Source organism: Streptomyces sp. NPDC001401 (genome assembly GCF_042895385.1).
In the GTDB taxonomy this organism is placed as follows: Bacteria; Actinomycetota; Actinomycetes; order Streptomycetales; family Streptomycetaceae; genus Streptomyces.
In genome coordinates this window covers 299,523-317,509 of sequence record NZ_JBIAWI010000004.1, presented here as the reverse complement: position 1 = coordinate 317,509, position 17,987 = coordinate 299,523, and the positions used below count along the sequence as shown (strand labels likewise).

14 protein-coding genes are annotated in these 17,987 nt (G+C 69.7%); 3 read left to right on the top strand and 11 right to left on the bottom strand.

Features of this window, described 5'->3' with window-relative positions; all coding sequences use genetic code 11:
- Positions 1 to 31: 31 nt before the first annotated feature.
- The 4 genes from ACFY10_RS16720 to ACFY10_RS16705 all read right to left on the bottom strand — a co-directional run bounded on the left by ACFY10_RS16720 (position 32) and on the right by ACFY10_RS16705 (position 4,213).
- Entirely contained in the window at positions 32 to 2,359 is a 2,328-nt protein-coding gene (locus ACFY10_RS16720) for an ABC transporter permease (RefSeq protein ID WP_390665853.1), read from the bottom strand.
- Entirely contained in the window at positions 2,356 to 3,042 is a 687-nt protein-coding gene (locus ACFY10_RS16715) for an ABC transporter ATP-binding protein (protein WP_390665852.1), read from the bottom strand. Before ACFY10_RS16715 ends, ACFY10_RS16720 begins: the two co-directional genes overlap by 4 nt.
- Positions 3,039 to 3,563 carry a PadR family transcriptional regulator gene (locus tag ACFY10_RS16710; RefSeq protein ID WP_099934379.1) on the bottom strand — a complete coding sequence of 175 codons (525 nt, stop codon included), beginning with the start codon at positions 3,561 to 3,563 and terminating at the stop codon, positions 3,039 to 3,041. The genes ACFY10_RS16715 and ACFY10_RS16710 overlap by 4 nt, the downstream gene beginning before the upstream one ends.
- 203 nt (positions 3,564 to 3,766) lie before the next feature.
- Entirely contained in the window at positions 3,767 to 4,213 is a 447-nt protein-coding gene (locus ACFY10_RS16705; protein WP_390665851.1) for a hypothetical protein, read from the bottom strand.
- 577 nt (positions 4,214 to 4,790) lie between these two features.
- Here ACFY10_RS16705 and ACFY10_RS16700 point away from each other — a divergent pair.
- Positions 4,791 to 7,160: a transglycosylase domain-containing protein gene (locus ACFY10_RS16700; RefSeq protein ID WP_390665850.1), complete on the top strand. Its 2,370-nt coding sequence runs from the start codon at positions 4,791 to 4,793 to the stop codon at positions 7,158 to 7,160.
- Between the two features lie 57 nt (positions 7,161 to 7,217).
- Here the strand turns inward: ACFY10_RS16700 and ACFY10_RS16695 are convergent, their stop codons facing one another.
- From ACFY10_RS16695 to ACFY10_RS16670, 6 genes are all read right to left on the bottom strand, one after another.
- Positions 7,218 to 9,314 (bottom strand): SpoIIE family protein phosphatase, encoded by a 2,097-nt coding sequence (locus ACFY10_RS16695; RefSeq protein ID WP_390665849.1) that lies wholly within the window; start codon positions 9,312 to 9,314, stop codon positions 7,218 to 7,220.
- A 310-nt stretch (positions 9,315 to 9,624) separates the two neighbouring features.
- Positions 9,625 to 10,326, bottom strand: coding sequence for a DUF402 domain-containing protein (locus ACFY10_RS16690; protein ID WP_390665848.1), 702 nt, complete (start codon positions 10,324 to 10,326; stop codon positions 9,625 to 9,627).
- A 72-nt stretch (positions 10,327 to 10,398) separates the two neighbouring features.
- Positions 10,399 to 11,784 (bottom strand): class II fumarate hydratase, encoded by a 1,386-nt coding sequence (locus tag ACFY10_RS16685; protein ID WP_390665847.1) that lies wholly within the window; start codon positions 11,782 to 11,784, stop codon positions 10,399 to 10,401.
- A gap of 79 nt (positions 11,785 to 11,863) precedes the next feature.
- Positions 11,864 to 12,664, bottom strand: a complete 801-nt coding sequence (locus tag ACFY10_RS16680; RefSeq protein ID WP_390665846.1) for a DUF2690 domain-containing protein — start codon at positions 12,662 to 12,664, stop codon at positions 11,864 to 11,866.
- 233 nt (positions 12,665 to 12,897) lie between these two features.
- Entirely contained in the window at positions 12,898 to 13,419 is a 522-nt protein-coding gene (locus ACFY10_RS16675) for an SH3 domain-containing protein (RefSeq protein ID WP_390665845.1), read from the bottom strand.
- A 180-nt stretch (positions 13,420 to 13,599) separates the two neighbouring features.
- Positions 13,600 to 15,267 carry a fumarate hydratase gene (locus tag ACFY10_RS16670; protein WP_390665844.1) on the bottom strand — a complete coding sequence of 556 codons (1,668 nt, stop codon included), beginning with the start codon at positions 15,265 to 15,267 and terminating at the stop codon, positions 13,600 to 13,602.
- A 157-nt stretch (positions 15,268 to 15,424) separates the two neighbouring features.
- Here ACFY10_RS16670 and ACFY10_RS16665 point away from each other — a divergent pair, with 157 nt between their 5' ends.
- Both ACFY10_RS16665 and ACFY10_RS16660 read left to right on the top strand, forming a co-directional pair.
- Positions 15,425 to 16,126: a DUF1707 domain-containing protein gene (locus ACFY10_RS16665; protein WP_390665843.1), complete on the top strand. Its 702-nt coding sequence runs from the start codon at positions 15,425 to 15,427 to the stop codon at positions 16,124 to 16,126.
- A 174-nt stretch (positions 16,127 to 16,300) separates the two neighbouring features.
- Positions 16,301 to 16,678: a WhiB family transcriptional regulator gene (locus tag ACFY10_RS16660; RefSeq protein WP_390665842.1), complete on the top strand. Its 378-nt coding sequence runs from the start codon at positions 16,301 to 16,303 to the stop codon at positions 16,676 to 16,678.
- Positions 16,679 to 16,844: 166 nt separating this feature from the next.
- On the opposite strand, the gene glpX is transcribed toward ACFY10_RS16660, so the two are convergent.
- Positions 16,845 to 17,879 (bottom strand): class II fructose-bisphosphatase, encoded by a 1,035-nt coding sequence (gene glpX / locus ACFY10_RS16655; protein WP_390665841.1) that lies wholly within the window; start codon positions 17,877 to 17,879, stop codon positions 16,845 to 16,847.
- Positions 17,880 to 17,987: the final 108 nt, after the last annotated feature.

Genomic DNA, 17,987 nt, shown 5'->3' with positions numbered 1-17,987 from the left:
GTCGCAGGGGGAGGGGCCCGGCCCGTTCCGGCTACTCCGTGCGCAGGCCGTCCGGGCGCATCAGCCGCAGCAGCGGGGGCAGGCTGAGCAGGGTCACGGCGATGACCACCGAGGCCCCGATGCCCGTCATCGACAGCACGCTCGCCCAGTCCACGGTCACCGTGGACTCGACCATCTTCAGCAGCACCGTGCCCAGCGTCAGCCCGACCACCGAGGCCAGCAGCAGGCCCAGCGCGATCGGGATCGCCGTCTGCCACAGCACCGACAGGCTCAGCGTGCGGCGCCGGGTGCCGAAGGCGACCAGCGAGGACAGCAGCTTCTTGCGCTCGCGCAGCTGCTCCAGCTGGGAGACCAGCAGGCTCGCGCCGATCAGCACGAGGACGCAGGTGGCGCCGACGAACAGGCCGTTGCGGATGGCGCGGAACTGCAGGTCCACCTTGCCGGACGTCAGGGTGTACACGTCCGCCAGCGGATCCAGTCGTGCAGTGGTGTTGCGCGCGTACTCGCGGGCGTCCGGCACCGAGGGATCCAGCGCGATGAACACCTCCTGGTTCAGGCCGGCCACCGTGGCCTCGGGCAGCGCGCCCGAGGCGAACAGCAGGCCGCCGCGCTCGAAGCCGGTCGGGTCCTCGCGCTGGGCGGCCGTCTTGATCCCGGCGGGCATCTTCCAGGACGCGGTGCGGGTATCGGTCCCGCCGTCGAACCACAGGGTGGTGCCCGGCTTGGCGAGCTTCTTGGTGTCGTCGTCGTACCCGGTGCCGAGGATCTGGAAGACGTCGCCCTTGCGGCAGGACGGCAGCTGTGCCACCTCGCGCAGTTCCGCGCAGCTGCCGACGGCCACCTCGGTCGAGTTCTGCGGGTCCTTCGCCTTGTTCCCGGCCGAGCCGTTGGCCAGGACCAGCGCGCTGCGCACGCCCTTCGTGTCCGCGAGCTGCCGGCGGACCTGGTCCGGCTGGACACTTCCCTCCACGTTGACCTGGAGCTGGGCCCGGCGCAGGTTGTTGTCGGTCGCCTTGACGTAGTCGTGCTCGACGCCCGCGAACAGCATCTGCAGGGCGATCGCCCCGGCCACCGCGACCGCGATGCCGTTGACCATGCGGGCGGCCGAGCCGCTGCTCAACTGCAGCCTGCGGACGGCCAGTTGCCAGGAGACCGAGCCGGAGTTGAGCCGGGCCACCGTGGCTTCGACGATCCACGGCAGCAGCGCGGTGACGCCGATCAGCAGCAGCACGGTGCCGCTGATCACCATCCACTCGTTGAAGTTCCCGTTGGTGCGGCCCTGCCCGACCATCGGGTACAGCAGCGCGAGACCGCCCAGCGGCAGCAGCAGCCGCCACCACAGCCGGCGGCGCGGCGGCTTCGCCGTACGGACCACGCCGAGCGGTTCGATGACGACCCCGCGCAGCGCGAACAGCGTGACCAGGACGGCCGCGGCCGGTACGGCGACGGCGATGAGCGCGACGAGCGCGGGTGACGGGTTGAGGTCGCTCGGGAAGACGCTGATGTCCCGCACCACCAGCACGCCCGCCAACTGCCGCCCGGCCAGGAAGAACACGCTGCCGAGGACGAGCCCGAGCAGCGCACCCGCGAGGGCCTCGCCGCCCGCGATCCGGCGCGCCATCCGCCCGTCCGCACCGACCAGCCTGAGGGCCGCGAGCCGACGGTCGCGCCGCTCGCCGCCGAAGCGCACGGCGGCTGCGATGAACACGCCGACGGGCAGCAGCAGCACCACGAAGATGATCATGATGAGCAGGATCAGGATCGGGTCGAGCTGGTCCTGCTGATGCTGTGGGGAGGGCCCGAAGTAGTTGATCCGCTCGACGTAGCCGCCGGACAGACGGTTCTCCAGCCCGGTCGCTCCCGCGTAGTAGGCGAGTTCGGCGGGCCCGATGACCCCGGAGTCCCCGATCGTCCCGACGACGCGATAGGGCAGACGCTCGCGCAGCAGCTTGCCGGAACCGGACTTCAGCAGCTCCTCCAGCGCGGGCGAGACGACCATCTCGCCCTTGCCCGGGAATTTCCCGACTCCCGGCGGCAACGGCGCCTTCGCGCCCTCGGGCTCCAGCAGCCGCCCCCGCACGTCCGTACTGCGGAAGTTCGTGTCGGCCCGGCCGATGATCAGCGTGTCTGCCTTCTTCGGCAGCACCTTCTCGCTGTACGTGAAGTCGTCCCGGGCGCTGCTGCGCTTGTCCCGCGCGGACAGGGCGCTGGGTACCGCCGTGGTCAGCAGCAGCAACGCCACCCCGAGCCCGACTCCCACGGCCGTCAGCACCGCCCGGGTCCACCCCTCACGCCCACCGGCGAAGGCGAACCGCACCCCCATGGCCAGATCCCTGGCCCACTGCCCCCGCACCTTCATACGATGCGCTCCATGTCCCGGGACTTGCCGTCCCGTACGACGATCTCGCGGTCCGAGTACGCGGCCACCCGGGCCTCGTGCGTGACGAGGACGACGGCGGCGTTGGTGGACCGGGCGGCGTCCGTGAGCAGATCCATCACGCGCTCGCCGTTGAGCGAGTCGAGCGCGCCGGTGGGCTCGTCGGCGAACAGCACGCGGGGGTTGGTGACCAGGGCCCGGGCGACGGCGACGCGCTGCCCCTGTCCACCGGAGACCTCACCGGGGCGCTTCTTGCTCAGGTCGTCGACCTCGAGCCGCTCCATCCACGTCCGCGCGGTCCGCTCGGCCTCCTTGCGGGAGGTGCCGTTCAGCCTGAGCGGCAGGGCGACGTTCTCGACGCAGGTCAGCTCGGGTACGAGCTGGCCGAACTGGAACACGAACCCGAACTCGGAGCGCCGTAGCGCACTGCGTTCGGCGTCGCTCATGGTCGCCATCTCGCGTCCGTTGTACGTGATCGAGCCCGAGTCGGGCGTCACGATCCCGGCGAGACAGTGCAGCAGCGTCGACTTGCCGGACCCGGAGGGGCCCATCACGGCGACGACCTCACCCGGGTGGATGGAGAACTCGGCACCGTCGAGCGCGACGGTCGGCCCGTACGCCTTGCGCAGCTCGTCGGCGACGAGCAGAGAACCTGCGGGAGTCACTTGGCCACCGCCTCCGCGAGCTTGTCGAGGCGCGCGGCGGTGAGCTCCAGCCAGCGCAGGTCGGCCTCGAGATGGAACAGGGCGTGGTCGCAGATGAGTTGATCGGCGAGATCCCCCTTCCGCTTCCGGTCGGTGAGGATCCGCATCATGCGCAGGTGCTCGGAGCGCTGCGTGTCGAGGATGTCGGCCGCGTCGCGGTGGGTGAGCAGTGCGAGGACGACCTTGGTGTACAGCGTGGACTGCAGATACGGCTCGGGCGCCTCCGGCGTTGCGAGCCACCGCTCCACGTCGGTGATCCCGGCGTCGGTGATCGCGTACCGCTTGCGCTCGGGACCGCCGCCCGCCTCTATGCCGTCGACCTCGACGAGCCCGTTCTTCAGCAGGCGGGACATCGTCGAGTAGACCTGGCCGTAGTGCAGCGGCCGGTCGTGACCGAACTTCTCGTCGAAGGCCCGCTTGAGGTCGTAGCCGTGGCGGGGCCCGGACTCCAGGAGCCCTAGAAGGGTGTGACCGATGGACATGCGGAGCACTGTACATGCGGTGTATACCTGGTGTGTATACGCGGCGTGTGCAGTGCTCGACGGTGGGGTGTGAAGGCCCTGGTGGGGGCCGATTGTCACGGTTGTGTCACTGGGGCTCGGACGGGTTCACCGGCGTCCGGGCACCGTGCCGATGAACCGGGCACGCGGCAGTCGGCATCGCGCCCGGTTCATCCGGGGTCTCGTCAGGTGAGGTTGCTCACCCAGCCGGAGCAGGTACCCGCAGTGATCGTCTTGGTGGACCAGTGGCCCAGGCAGATGCGGAAGCGGATGGTGGCGCTCTCGGGGAAGTCCTTGTTCTTGTAGCGGTAGGTGGCGGCGCCGTCAGCGTTGAAGATGGAGCCCCATCGGCTCCCCTGTTCCCAGTCCACGACGGCGGAGGAGCCATCCGGGTTGCCGTCGTAGACCGAGAACCAGTCGCCCGGAGGGGAGAAGCAGGCCTGGTACACGATTCCGCCGTCCTCCTTCTTGTCGGCGCACTTCACCCACTCGACCTCATTGGAGTAATCGGTGGCGGTCGCGCGCTCGATTTCACCGGCGGCGGCGCTTGCCTGGGTGACGGGGAGGAGAAGGGCAGCGGAGAGGGTGCCTGCGACGGTGCCTATTCGCCTGAGTCGGCGGTTCTTGATCACGGAGTTCCTTCTGTGAGGTGCATCCAAAGGAGCGTTGACATGGTCATGAGGTCAATGGGGATGCGTTGATCAACGGGCACGCGCTGATGCCGTGGCGGATCGCGCTCGTCGCCCATGTCGCCGGGTAGGGCGGTGCGGGCCGATCCCGGCCTGGCGCGGCGTGGCCGGCGTGCGGTCAGTTGTCGGCCGGTGACCTCAGCAGCCGCCACGTGCGGCAGCCTTCGCCGTCGGCGTCGAGGCCGTAGCTGATCTTTCCGCCGGCCGTCCACTTGCCCACTGGTGTCCCCCTGTTTCGCGTTCGAGCGGTCGATTCGAACGTGGGTACCTATAGTAGGTAAGGTTCATGACAAATGACAGCGCTTTGATGGCCTGCTCGGCGGTCACCAGGGGTCTGCGCAACCTTTGGGTGCTGGTGTGAGTCGGTTCCATTGAACCGGCGTGCTGATTGTCACGTCCCCAAAAGGCCGGATGGAACGGTCTTTGTCACATCTCTCAGTGCTAGCTTTCTGAGCTGACCTGTGCGGTGAACTTGTGTGGCAGACGAGCACACATGAGCGAAGCGGAGCGGAACGGATCCATGGGACGAGCGGAAGATAGACGAGCGCGACAGCGCGGTGGCCGCCGCGCGGCGCCCCCTACGCGCTCGTCCGGGATGGAGTCGACCGGGACTGAGCCCACCGTCATAGGCGGCCGGGCCGCGGCCCGACGGGCGGCTCAGGGCAAGGGCAAGGGGAGAGGCAAGGCGGGTAAGGGCGGCAAGGACGGCAGGAGCTTCATACGCCGGCTGTTCACCTGGAAGAAGATCGTCGGGACCTTCTTCGTGCTGTGCCTGCTCGGCATGGGCGGCTTCGTCGCGCTGTACATGATGATCAGCGTCCCCGAAGTCGGCAACGGCGACGCGACGCTGCAGAGCAACGTCTACAAGTACAGCGGCGGCGAGCTGCTGACCCGGGACGGCGAGCGCAACCGCGAGATCGTCGACCTGTCGAAGGTGCCCAAGCCCGTCCAGCACACCTTCGTCGCCGCCGAGAACAAGACCTTCTACAAGGACAACGGCGTCGACCTCAAGGGCACCGCCCGAGGCATCCTCAACACGCTCTCCGGCAAGGGCGCGCAGGGCGGTTCGACGATCACCCAGCAGTACGTCAAGAACTACTACCTGACGCAGAACCAGACCGTCTCGCGCAAGCTGAAGGAACTGGTCATCTCGCTGAAGCTGGACCGCACGAAGACCAAGGACTACATCCTCGCCGGCTACATCAACACCAGCTACTACGGCCGCGGCGCGTACGGCATCCAGGCCGCGGCGCAGGCCTATTACCGCGTGGACGCCCAGAAGCTCACGGTCGCGCAGGGCGCGTACCTCGCCGCGCTTCTCCAGGCGCCGAACCAGTACGACTGGGCGATCGCGTCCGACACCGGCAAGCGGATGGTGCAGGCCCGCTGGAACTACGTCCTCGACAACATGGTCGAGGAGAACTGGCTCAACAAGACCGAGCGCGACGGCTTGAGGTTCCCGACCCCGAAGCCGCCCAAGGCGGCGCCAGGCATGGGCGGCCAGACCGGCTACCTGGTGGACGCGGCCAACAACCAGCTGGCGAAGCGGCTGGTGACCCAGGGCACCGCCGACAACTTCAACGACGCCATGACCATGGTCAAGGCCGGCGGCTGGACCATCACGCTCAACATCGACAAGAAGAAGCAGGAGGCGCTGGAGAAGGCCGCCAAGGCGCAGCTGACCAGCAAGCTCGACCCGAAGAAACGCTCGGTCGACGCGGACGTCCAGGCCGGCGCCGTGTCCGTGAACCCGAAGACGGGCGCGGTCGTCGCGATGTACGGCGGCAAGGACTACTACAAGCACTACCGCAACAACGCGACCCGCACGGACTACCAGCCCGCCTCGACGTTCAAGCCGGTGATCCTCGCCGCCGCCCTGGACGAGGCCGCACAGACGCGGACCGGCAAGGCCATCGGTGCGAGCACGATCTACGACGGCACCAGCAAGCGCCAGGTCGTGGACAGCAACGGCAACAAGGTCGGCTTCGCCCCCGAGAACGAGGACGACCAGAGCTACGGCCCCATCACCGTCCAGACGGCGATGAACCAGTCCGTCAACTCCGTCTTTGCACAGATGGGCGTCGACGTCGGCATGGACAAGGTGCTCAAGGTCGCAAGCCAGATGGGCATGGACACCGCCAACCTCAAGCCGGTGCCCGCACAGACCCTCGGCACCATGGGCGCGAGCCCGCTGCAGATGGCCGGCGTCTACGCGACCCTCGACAACCACGGCAAGCAGGTCACCCCGACCATCCTCAAGTCCGTGGAGAACAGCAGGCATTCGGTGACCCTGCCGAACCCGATCGGCGACCAGGTCATCAGCCCCGAGGCCGCGGACACGGTCACCTCGGTGCTGACCGGCGTGGTCGACGACGGTACGGCCAAGACGTCGGTCGAGGCCAACCCCAACCGCGACGGCCGCAAGGTCGCCGGCAAGACGGGTACGTCCGACGAGAACCGCTCGGCCTGGTTCACCGGCTACACGCCGGACCTGGTCACCTCGGTGGGCCTGTTCGGCGAGAGCCACAAGAACTCCGCACAGGTCTCGATGTACAAGGCCGGCGGACTGGCCCGCGTCAACGGTGGCACCTTCCCGGCGCAGATCTGGGCGGCGTACACCTTCGGCGTCTCCAAGACGGGCCTGAAGTTCGAGCTGAACACCACGCAGGGCGCGGCGGTCCAGCCGACCTGGACGCCGACGGTCACGCAGACGCCGAGCCGGACGCCCAGCCAGACACCGACGAGCCAGAAGCCGTCCGAGACGCCGTCGCAGACGCCGTCGCAGACTCCGACCCAGACGCCCACGCAGACGCCGACACAAACGCCGACGCAGACACCGACCCAGACCCCGACGAAGCCGACGGATCCGCTCAACCCGAACGGTCAGTAGCAGCCGGCAAAAGCAAAGGGCGCCCGGCAGACACCGGGCGCCCTTTGCATGCCACGCTCAGGTCCGGTTCAGCTCGAACCAGACCACCTTCCCGGTGCTCAGCCGCGTAGCCCCCCACCGCCGGGCCAGCTTGTTCACCAGGTACAGCCCACGACCGCCCTCGTCCGTCGCCCGCGCCTGCCGCAGCCGCGGCAACTGCGGTACGTCGTCGCCGACTTCGCAGCGCAGTACGTCGGTGCGCAGCAGCCGCAGCGTGACCGGCCGGGAGGCGTACCGCACGGCGTTCGTCACGACCTCGCTGACCAGCAGCTCGACGGAGTCGCTGAGGTCCTCCATGCCCCAGCGGGACAGCGCGCGCCGGGCCAGCCGGCGGGCCCGGCCCGGGGCGGCGTCCTCGGGCTCCAGGAACCAGTACGCCACGTCGCTGGGCGCGATCCCGTCGAAGCGGGCGGCGAGCAGCGCGATGTCGTCGTCCCGGTCGCCCGGGCCGAGCATGTCGAGCACCTCGTCGCACAGCGCCTCGAGCGGCGGCGGATGATCCGGTCCCGTCAGCTGCGCGGTCGCGGCGAGCTTCTCGCGCAGCTGCTCTATCCCGGTCCACACGTCCCGCAGACGGGACTCGACCAGCCCGTCGGTGTACAGGAGCAGCGTCGCTCCGGCGGGCGCGTCCAGCTCCACGGCCTCGAAGTCGACGCCGCCCACACCGATCGGCGCCCCCGGCGGCACCCGCAGTACCTCGGCGCGGCCGCCCAGATGCAGCAGGACCGGCGGCGGATGGCCGGCGTTGGCGATGGTGATGCGGTGCGAAACGGGGTCGTAGACGGCGTAGAGGCAGGTCGCCATGCGGTCGGTGCCGAGGCGCTGGGCCTGTTCGTCGAGGTGGTGCAGGACCTCCTGCGGGGGCAGGTCGAGGCCGGCCAGGGTCTGGGCCGTGGTCCGCAGCTGGCCCATGATGGCTGCGCTTGTCATGGAGTGGCCCATCACGTCACCCACCACCAGCGCGACCCGGCTGCCGGGCAGCGGGATGGCGTCGTACCAGTCGCCGCCCACCCGTGCGGTCTCGGCGGCCGGCAGATAGCGGGACGCCAGCCGTACGCCCGTGGGCCGCGGGAGCGTCTCCGGCAGCATGGTGCGCTGCAGTTCGTCGGCGATGTACGCCTCGCGGCCGTACAGCACCGCCTTGTCGATGCCGAGGGCGCTGTGCGTGGCGAGCTGGGCGGCGACGAGCAGGTCGTCGGCCTCGAAGGCCATGCGCTCCGGGCGGCGCAGGAAGAGCGCGGCGCCGATCACGCGGCGGCGGCCGCGCAGCGGGGCGAGGATCGCGCGCTGACCGCCGGGTACGACGAACTCACCACCCTCACCCAGGAGTTCGGGCAGGGCGGCGCGGGCGGCCGGTGCGTCCGTGAACACCGGACGCACCCCGCGCAGCACCTCGGCCAGCGCGCTGCCCGGCCGTACCTCGCACAGTTCGGCGCCGAGCGAGTCGAGCTCCGAGAGCTCGGCCGGTTCCGGCTGCAGGGCGGGCGAGAAGCCTCCCTCGGTGTCCCGCTCCGCCGGGATCCGGTCGGTGCGCCTCAGGCGCAGCAGGAGCGGGCCGGTGGGCCGCTCGTCGCCGACGGGCAGCGGGTCGCGCAGATAGACGAGGATCGCGTCGGAGAAGGTCGGCACGGTGGCCCGGCACAGGCCCATGACGATCTCGTCGAGGTCGATGCCGCGGGCGATCCGCCGCGTCGCGGCACCGACGAACCGCAGCCGGTCGCCGTCCCGCCGCATCGGCGTGGGCCGCCCGGGCGTCGTCCCGCCCTGTCCGGTACGGCGCTCCTGGCTGCCGGCCCCCTGCGGCCGGTCCTGCTCACCGCCGGGCTGGTCCGGGATGGCCTCGGGCACGGGGCGCGGGCGGTGCGTGCCGGGTTCCACGGCTTCTGCGGCGGCGGGCTGGGAGTGCTCGGGGCCGGTGGTGTCGGAGGGGGGCGAGGCCGGCTCCTTTCCCTTGCTGCACGGCGTGGCCGTACCCGGCGTCGACGGTGTCTCCCCGGTGCGCGCCTGTGCGGGTAAGGCGGCCGCGGAGGAGGGGGGTGCCGGGGTCTGGGTGTGCAGGAGCGCCCCGCGGGGGTCCGCGGGGTCGGCGCCCGGCTGCGGGCGCTCGAAGGACATGGGGTGCTCCGTCACGCGTGTCGAATCCGTCCGTCCGGGGCTGCGCATCGCGAGCGCAGTTCGTCCCGCAGGAATCCCGATACCCGGAATACGTGTCCCCGGAACGGAATTCCCGCGTGGTCAGAGGCTGTTGTTGTGCCACCGGCGAACCGTTCACGGCTCGTTCCGATGTTGCCCTCGTACCCCTCGCTCACGTCCTGCCGCCCCTCGGTGACGATCGGTCAAGCCCAGCGCATGCTCCGGCAGTTGCGCCTGCCCACCCTTGCGGAGGACGATCCTACGGTTGTGTACCGGGGGCGCATCAAGGGTCTCATGTGGACACGTGCGCGGGCGTACGGTCCCAGTCTTCCGGCAAAGACGGTACAGCCCAGGACGGATCCGGGCGCCAATGCTGCCAGCGGTCGCTGAACGGCGGGCCCCAGGCGCGGATCACCTCCACCGCGGACCGCCCCGCCCTGCGCACCTGTTCGGCCGCCGACGCGTCCATCAGCCCGTCCAGCTGGGCCTGAGCGAACTCGTCCTCGTCGCGCCAGTGCCAACTGCGGTCCGGGTGGACGGAGATGTCGAGGAAGTGGTCCTCGGAGTCGACCCCGCCGTCCCAACGCACCAGCGGCGACTCAAGATTCACGTACCAGTTCTTGAACTGCCAGCCCGGCTCCCAGAACAGCCACACCGACCAGGGCTCACCGGGCCGCGCCAGCTTCAGCACGCCCGTGCCGAACCAGTGGTCGAGCTGGACGGTACGGGGCTTGGTGTAGCGGGACCCGAGGGGTTCGACGTGCACCGGGGTGCCGTCGGCGAGGACGGGCTTCACGCACTCGGTGCCGGGTGCCAGCCAGACGGCGAGCAGCTCGTCGTCGTCCCGGACGACGGTGACGGGGCGCGCGATGTGGAAGCGCTCGCCGGCGTTCTCCCGGTAGCGCCACAGGATCTGCGTTCCGGGGGTCCAGAACCCCGTCCGCGCCGCCGGAACCGCGTTCACTTCCGCTCTCACCGCTCCACCCTCTGCCATGCACAGATATTAGGTGCCCAGGGCATACGACGCTGCGGCGCGCGTCACGGTTCGCGGCGGCGCGACGAAAGGTTACGGATGCGTCATACGCAGGACATCCAGGGCCTCGTCGAGCTGCTCCAACGTGAGGTCGCCGCGCTCCACGTACCCGCTCTCCAGGACGACTTGGCGGATCGTCCTGCGCTCGGCGAGAGCCTTCTTGGCGACCTTGGCGGCCTCCTCGTAGCCGATGTACTTGTTGAGCGGAGTGACCACGGAGGGTGAGGACTCGGCGTACTCGCGCGCCCGCTCCCGGTTCGCGGTGATCCCGTCCACGGTCCGGTCGGCGAGCAGCCGCGAGACGTTGGCGAGCAGCCTGATCGACTCCAGGACGTTCCTGGCGATGACCGGCAGCATCACATTGAGCTCGAAGTTGCCGGCGGCTCCGGCGGTGGCGACGGTGGCGTCGTTGCCCACGACCTGGGCGGCGACCATGAGCACGGCCTCGGGGATGACCGGGTTGACCTTGCCGGGCATGATCGACGAACCGGGCTGCAGGTCGGGCAGGGCGATCTCGGCGAGGCCGGTCCGCGGTCCGGACGCCATCCACCGCAGATCGTTGGCGATCTTGGTCAGTCCGACGGCGACGGTCCGCAGCTGTCCGCTCGTCTCGACGATCCCGTCCCGCGCGCCCTGTGCCTCGAAGTGGTTGCGCGCCTCGGTGAGCGGGAGCCCCGTGACGCGGGCGACCTCTTCGATGACGGCGGCGGAGAAGCCGGGCGGGGTGTTGATGCCGGTGCCGACCGCCGTCCCGCCGAGGGGTAGCTCGGCGAGGCGGGGGAGGGCGGCGTACAGCCGCTCGACGCCGTACCGGATCTGGGCCGCGTATCCGCCGAACTCCTGCCCCAGGGTCACCGGCGTGGCGTCCATCAGATGCGTCCGCCCGGACTTGACCACCTGCGCGAACTCCTCGGACTTGCGGGTGAGCGAGTCGGCGAGGTGTTCCAGGGCGGGGATCAGGTCGCGGGTGACGGCGGCGGTGGCGGCGATGTGGATGGAGGAGGGGAAGACGTCGTTGGACGACTGGGAGGCGTTCACGTGGTCATTGGGATGTACGTCCCTGCCGAGCCGCTCGGTGGCGAGGGTGGCGATGACCTCGTTGGTGTTCATGTTCGACGAGGTGCCGGAACCGGTCTGGAAGACGTCGATCGGGAAGTGTTCGTCCCAGTCCCCCCGGGCGACCTCCGCGGCCGCCTCCTGGATCGCCTCGGCGATGTCCTTGTCGAGCACCCCCAGCCGCGCGTTCACCTTCGCCGCGGCGCCCTTGATGCGGGCCAGGGCCTCGATGTGGGCGCGCTCGATGCGCTGGCCGGAGATCGGGAAGTTCTCGACGGCACGCTGCGTCTGGGCCCGCCACTTGGCGTCGGCGGGGACGCGGACCTCGCCCATGGAGTCGTGCTCGATGCGGTAGTCGCTCATGTCCGTATAGCGATCGCAGAGGCGGGGATGTTCCGGATTTTGGGCCGGCCGGGGGTTGTTGTGCAGGGCGGCGTTGTCGTCAGCGGCCCGGAACGCCGAACCGGCCGGTGCATGCGCCCTTTCCCGCCACCTCGGCGCACGCCTGTGCCCCGAGCGGGTCCGTCGCGGCCAGCATCGGGCTGCTGTATCCGTCCGACTTGTCGCCCGGGTACTCCGCGGACAGCTCGTCCTGGCCCGATCTGATCGAGATCTCCCGCGCGCCGCCCGTCCGGGTGCGCAGCTCGGACCAGACCGTGGCGCAGGACGGCGAGAACCGCAGCAGCACCACCTCGGCGGCCCTGGCGACCCTGCTCTCCGTGCGCGCGTCCCGGTTGCAGGTCTCGGAGGTCGGGAGTTCCCCCTGGCAGTCGCTGCCGTGGCAGGAGGCGGCCGCCCTGGGCGCCGCTGCGTGGTCGGGGTCCAGTACGTCCGCGGCGGCCGCGGTGACCGCCACGGTGGCGGCCATGGTGGCGAGGGCGACGACGGCGCGACTGGGCCGGAGGATGCGGCGGCGCCGTCCGGTGACGGGTGGCACGGGCGGAACCGGCTGCCGTTTGGCGTTGCTCGCCCCGTCGGCCTGGGCCCGTGCGGCGGAGTCCCAGAGGGCGAGCAGCGGGCCCGGGTCGGCGTCCGCGAGCCGGCCGAGCGCCAAGACCGCCGCCCGGGGCGGGAACTGGTCGCCGTTCAGATAGCGGTGCCAGGTCGACTTGCTGAACGGGGTGACACCGGCCAGCGCGGCCAGGCTCAGCCCCGTCCGTTGCCTGAGGGCACGCAGCCGCTCCGTCAGGAGCCGCCCTTCGTCCTGCGACGCGTCGGGCAGCGGCTGCCTCTTGACCGTCACGTGGCTCTCCATCTCGCTCCCTCGCCATGCCGGGGTGACCGCCCTGATGTGTTCCCGGCGGCGGCGCCCGGCCATACCACGATCACCGGAATATGAAGGGGAGTTGACCGAGTTGACCTGCGGTTACGCCAACCGGGGGTGTGATCGGCCGATTACCGGACGGCACCTCCCGGCAGGCTTCCGCGGCCTGCCGGGAGGTACCGGAGATCACGATCGGTGGGGTCGAGGGGCCGTCAGCACCAGCGGACGGTGCTGAGGTTGCGCACGTAGCGGGCGGAGACGTAGCCCTTGTGGTGGGCGAGCCTGTACCAGCGGTGGTTGCCCCGGACGCCGGAACCCCGCACCTTGCAGGTGAGGGCCACGCTGCCGCCGACCGGCCGTGAGCCGACGACGCGGTAGCCGGTGCCCGGCCCGGACCGGACGTTCAGCGGCAGGTGGCGGGTGGCGACGTAGCCCCAGGTGTGGTTCGCGACGATGTGCCGGATGCCGTGGATGTGCCGGATCTGGCGGTGGTGGCGGGAGGCGTGGGTCTTCGCGTGGTGGCGGCCGTGGTGGCACTTCGGTGCCTTCGGCCTGGCGGGCAGCGTGGACGGCGTGGCGGCCGGCTGCCACCCCGGCACGGAGATCTGCGGGGGAGTGGAGTTCAGGGCGTGGGCCTGCGCGGCCGGCCCGGCGGAGGCGACGGCCGCCACCGGGAAGACGGCGACGACCGCGAACGCGGCCACGAGGCCACTGCGCAGTGTGCGTCGAATCATGGGTTGTCCCTCCGAGATGACCTGCGGATCACGGGCTGTGATCCAGTCAGCACGGAGCGTTTCCGGCGAAGTTCACAAAGATGCCGTCCCGCTCGTTCCTGGGACGAAGTGGGACGGCATCCAGGCGTTCAGCGACGCCGCACGGCCATGTCGTGCGAGGCCGTACGGCGTCCCGGGACGCTACGCCAGCCCGGGCCCGCGCACCGGGATCGTCGTGAACGTCGGCGCGGGCGCCGGGTCCTGGAAGAAGTCGTTGCCCTTGTCGTCGACCACGATGAACGCCGGGAAGTCCTCGACCTCGATCTTCCAGACCGCCTCCATGCCGAGCTCCTCGTACTCGACGACCTCGACCTTCTTGATGCAGTCCTGGGCGAGGCGGGCGGCTGGGCCGCCGATGGAGCCGAGGTAGAAGCCGCCGTGCGCGTCGCACGCGTCCGTGACCTGCTTGCTGCGGTTGCCCTTGGCGAGCATGACCTTGGAGCCGCCCGCGGCCTGGAACTGCTCGACGTAGGAGTCCATGCGGCCGGCCGTGGTCGGGCCGAAGGAACCGGAGGCGTACCCCTCGGGGGTCTTCGCCGGGCCCGCGTAGTACACGGGGTGGTCCTTCAGGTACTGCGGCATCTCCTCGCCCGCGTCAAGCCGCTCCTTGATCTTGGCGTGCGCGATGTCGCGGGCCACGACCAGCGGGCCGGTGAGCGAAAGCCGGGTCTTCACCGGGTACTTGGTGAGCTCGGCGAGGATGTCGTCCATCGGCTGGTTCAGGTCGATCTTGACGACGTCCGAGGACTCGTCCAAGTGCTCGTCGGTCGTCTCCGGCAGGAACCGCGCCGGGTCCGTCTCCAACTGCTCCAGGAAGACGCCCTCGGGGGTGATCTTCGCCAGCGCCTGCCGGTCGGCGGAGCAGGACACCGCGATGGCGACGGGGCACGAGGCGCCGTGCCGCGGCAGCCGCACCACCCGCACGTCGTGGCAGAAGTACTTGCCGCCGAACTGCGCGCCGATCCCGATCTTCTGCGTCAGCTCGAAGACCTTCTGCTCGAGGTCCTTGTCGCGGAAGCCGTGGCCGAGCTCGGAGCCCTCGGCGGGGATCTCGTCCAGGTAGTGCGCGGAGGCGTACTTCGCGGTCTTCAGCGCGTACTCGGCGGACGTGCCGCCGACGACGATCGCCAGGTGGTACGGCGGGCAGGCGGCCGTACCGAGCGAACGGATCTTCTCCTCCAGGAACTTCATCATGGAGGCCTCGTTCAGGACGGCCTTCGTCTCCTGGTACAGGAAGGACTTGTTGGCGCTGCCGCCGCCCTTCGCCATGAACAGGAACTTGTACGCGCCGCCGTCGGTGGCGTACAGCTCGATCTGCGCCGGCAGGTTGGAGCCGGTGTTCTTCTCGTCCCACATGGTGAGCGGGGCCATCTGGGAGTACCGCAGGTTGAGGTTCAGGTACGCGTCGTAGATGCCCTTCGACAGCGCCGCCTCGTCGCCGCCCTCGGTCAGCACGTTCTGCCCGCGCTTGCCCATGACGATCGCCGTGCCGGTGTCCTGGCACATGGGGAGCACGCCGGCGGCCGCGATGTTGGCGTTCTTCAGCAGGTCGAGGGCCACGAACTTGTCGTTGCTCGACGCCTCGGGGTCGTCGATGATCCGCCGCAGCTGAGCCAGGTGTGCGGGCCGCAGGTAGTGCTGGATGTCGTGGATGGCCTCCTCGGCCAGCTTGCGCAGCGCCTCCGGCTCCACCTTGAGGAACGTCCGCCCGTCGGCCTCGAAGGTGGAGACACCCTCGGAGGTCACCAGCCGGTAGGGGGTGGTGTCCTCTCCCATGGGGAGCAGATCGGTGTACGCGAACTCAGGCATCGCAGCCCATTCCTCACTCGACAGACGACGGCCCGCCGACACTGGCGAGCGCTCACCAGCGTAGAACCTGCCTCGGACAGCGGGCTTGTGAGGTTGTCCTCAGTTGGTCCCCAGTGTGGGGTAGTCGCGATCTATCGCGTTTCGCTACGCTGTTGTCGTGGACCTTCAGAAGAGCGCCCAACACCAGGACACGGCACCGCGGGTTTCCGAACTGCGTGCCTCGGACGCCGACCGTGACCGCATCGCCGACATCCTGCGCGACGCCCTCGCCGAGGGACGCCTGACCGCCGACGAGCACGCCGAGCGCGTCGAGGGCGTGCTCGCCGCCAAGACGGTCGGCGAGCTGGAGGTCTTCATACGGGACCTGCCCGCGGCCCACCAGCACCGCGCGGCCCCGGCCTTCGCCGCCGCCCCGAACCGCCCCACGCCGGGCGCGATCCCGGCCTACCCGGACGACAACGTGGTGGCGGTCTTCAGCAGCGCCGTCCGCAAGGGCCGCTGGCGCGCGGGACGCCGTATCCATGCGTACGCGATCTTCGGCAGCGTGGAGATAGACCTCAGCGAGGCGCTCTTCGAATACCAGCAGGTCGCGATCAAGGCATTCTCGTTGTGCGGCAGCGTCGAGGTCCGCGTACCGGAGAACGTGTCGCTGCGCGGCACCGGCGGCGGTGTGCTCGGCAGCTTCGAGGTGGACACGCTCGACTCCACCGACCCGAACGCTCCGGTCGTCTACATCGACGGCTGGGCCGTGCTGGGCAGCGTCGAAGCACGGCCGAAGCGGGGCAGGCTTGTCGCGGACATTCTCGACCGCGTTCAAAACAAGGTCGACAAGAGTTTGCGCAAACACCTGGATCGTTGACAGTTGTGAATCCGGCCGCCGCCGAAGGGAATTGGTCCACCCGCGGCCGGGGTCCCGAGGCGCTCACGAGCACGCGAAATCCAGCGGTTCGGAACTCAGTGCATAGGCTCGCGCACAGCGGGTAGGCCTTGCTGCATCGTCGCTCGCTCGCGAAGCCGTCGTCAGGAGTAGACCGTGCTGCAACCGCCGCATTCGTCCCTGCAGGTAGCTGCCGTTCCGGCCCAGCGGGTGCCAGTGCGGGACAGGGACCAAGACGCTCCATGGCACACCGAGGCGGTGTGCCGGCGCGACGAGGCCGGCCTGTTCTTCGCACCCTCCAAGGAACCCACCGCCGCCCGGCTCTCCCGCGAGGAGGCGGCCAAGCGCGTCTGCGCCCGCTGCCCCGTCATGGTCGAGTGCCGCGAGCACGCGCTGCTGCAACCAGAGCCCTACGGCGTCTGGGGCGGCCTCACCGCCGCCGAACGCCGCGTGGTCCTCGCCAGGCGCCGCCGCCGCGAAATGGAACTGAAGAAGACAGCCGGGGCACAGGGCCGCATAGCGGCAGCGGGCTGACGCCCCTCACATACGCCGATGGGGCGCCCCCACCGCACCGGGGGCGCCCCATCGACGTATGCCGTGCGCTTTCTGGCCTGGCGGCGCGTGATGTCTTTAGGGGTGCGGGGAACCGCACGACAAGCCACGACGCACCCGCAGTCGCTCATGCTCCCAAGCCCTCGAGCTATTTGGCGCGATCAAAATCAATCGCGCTGTAAGCCCGCAGCTTGCTGAGCCGGTGCTCGGAGTTGATCTGCCGCACCGTCCCTGACTTCGACCGCATCACGATCGAGTCGGTCGTCGCAGTCTCCGACCGATACCGCACACCCCGCAGCAACTCACCGTCGGTGATCCCGGTGGCCACGAAGAACACGTTCTCCCCGGACACCAGGTCGTCAGTCAGCAGCACCCGATCGAGATCGTGCCCGGCATCAATCGCGCGCGCCCGCTCCTCGTCGTCCTTCGGCCACAACTTGCCCTGGATCGTGCCGCCAAGACACTTCACCGCACAGGCCGAGATAATCCCCTCCGGCGTACCGCCGATACCCAGCAGCATGTCGACGCCGGTGCCCTCGCGCAGCGCGTAGATGGAACCCGCCACGTCACCGTCGGAGATCAGCTTGATGCGCGCGCCGGCCTCCCGGATCTCCTTGATGATCCCTTCGTGCCGAGGCCGGTCGAGGATGACCACGGTCACGTCCTCCGGCGTGGACCGCTTCGCCTTGGCGACCCGCCGGATGTTCACCGACACGGGCGCGTTGATGTCGACGAAGTCCGCAGCCTCAGGACCCGTGACCAGCTTGTCCATGTAGAACACGGCAGAGGGGTCGAACATCGACCCCCGGTCGGCAGCCGCCAGCACCGCGATGGCATTCGGCATGCCCTTGGCCGTAAGGGTGGTCCCGTCGATCGGATCGACGGCGATGTCGCACTCGGGCCCGGTCCCGTCACCGACCCGCTCCCCGTTGAAGAGCATCGGGGCCTCGTCCTTCTCGCCCTCGCCGATGACGACCACGCCGTTCATCGACACGGTGGAGACGAGGGTCCGCATGGCGCGCACCGCGGCACCGTCGGCGCCGTTCTTGTCGCCCCGCCCGACCCAGCGGCCCGCGGCCATCGCGGCTGCTTCGGTCACCCGGACGAGTTCGAGGGCGAGGTTGCGGTCGGGGGCTTCGCTGGGGACTTCGAGTTCGGACGGCAAGTGATGATGCTCGGTCATCGAGGCGCACCTTTCTGATACGACGACGGCCGGATGAGGGTTCGACCATCGACTCTATCGTCAGTCCGACAAAATGAGCAGGGGACCCCACGGATGAGCGAGCCGGGC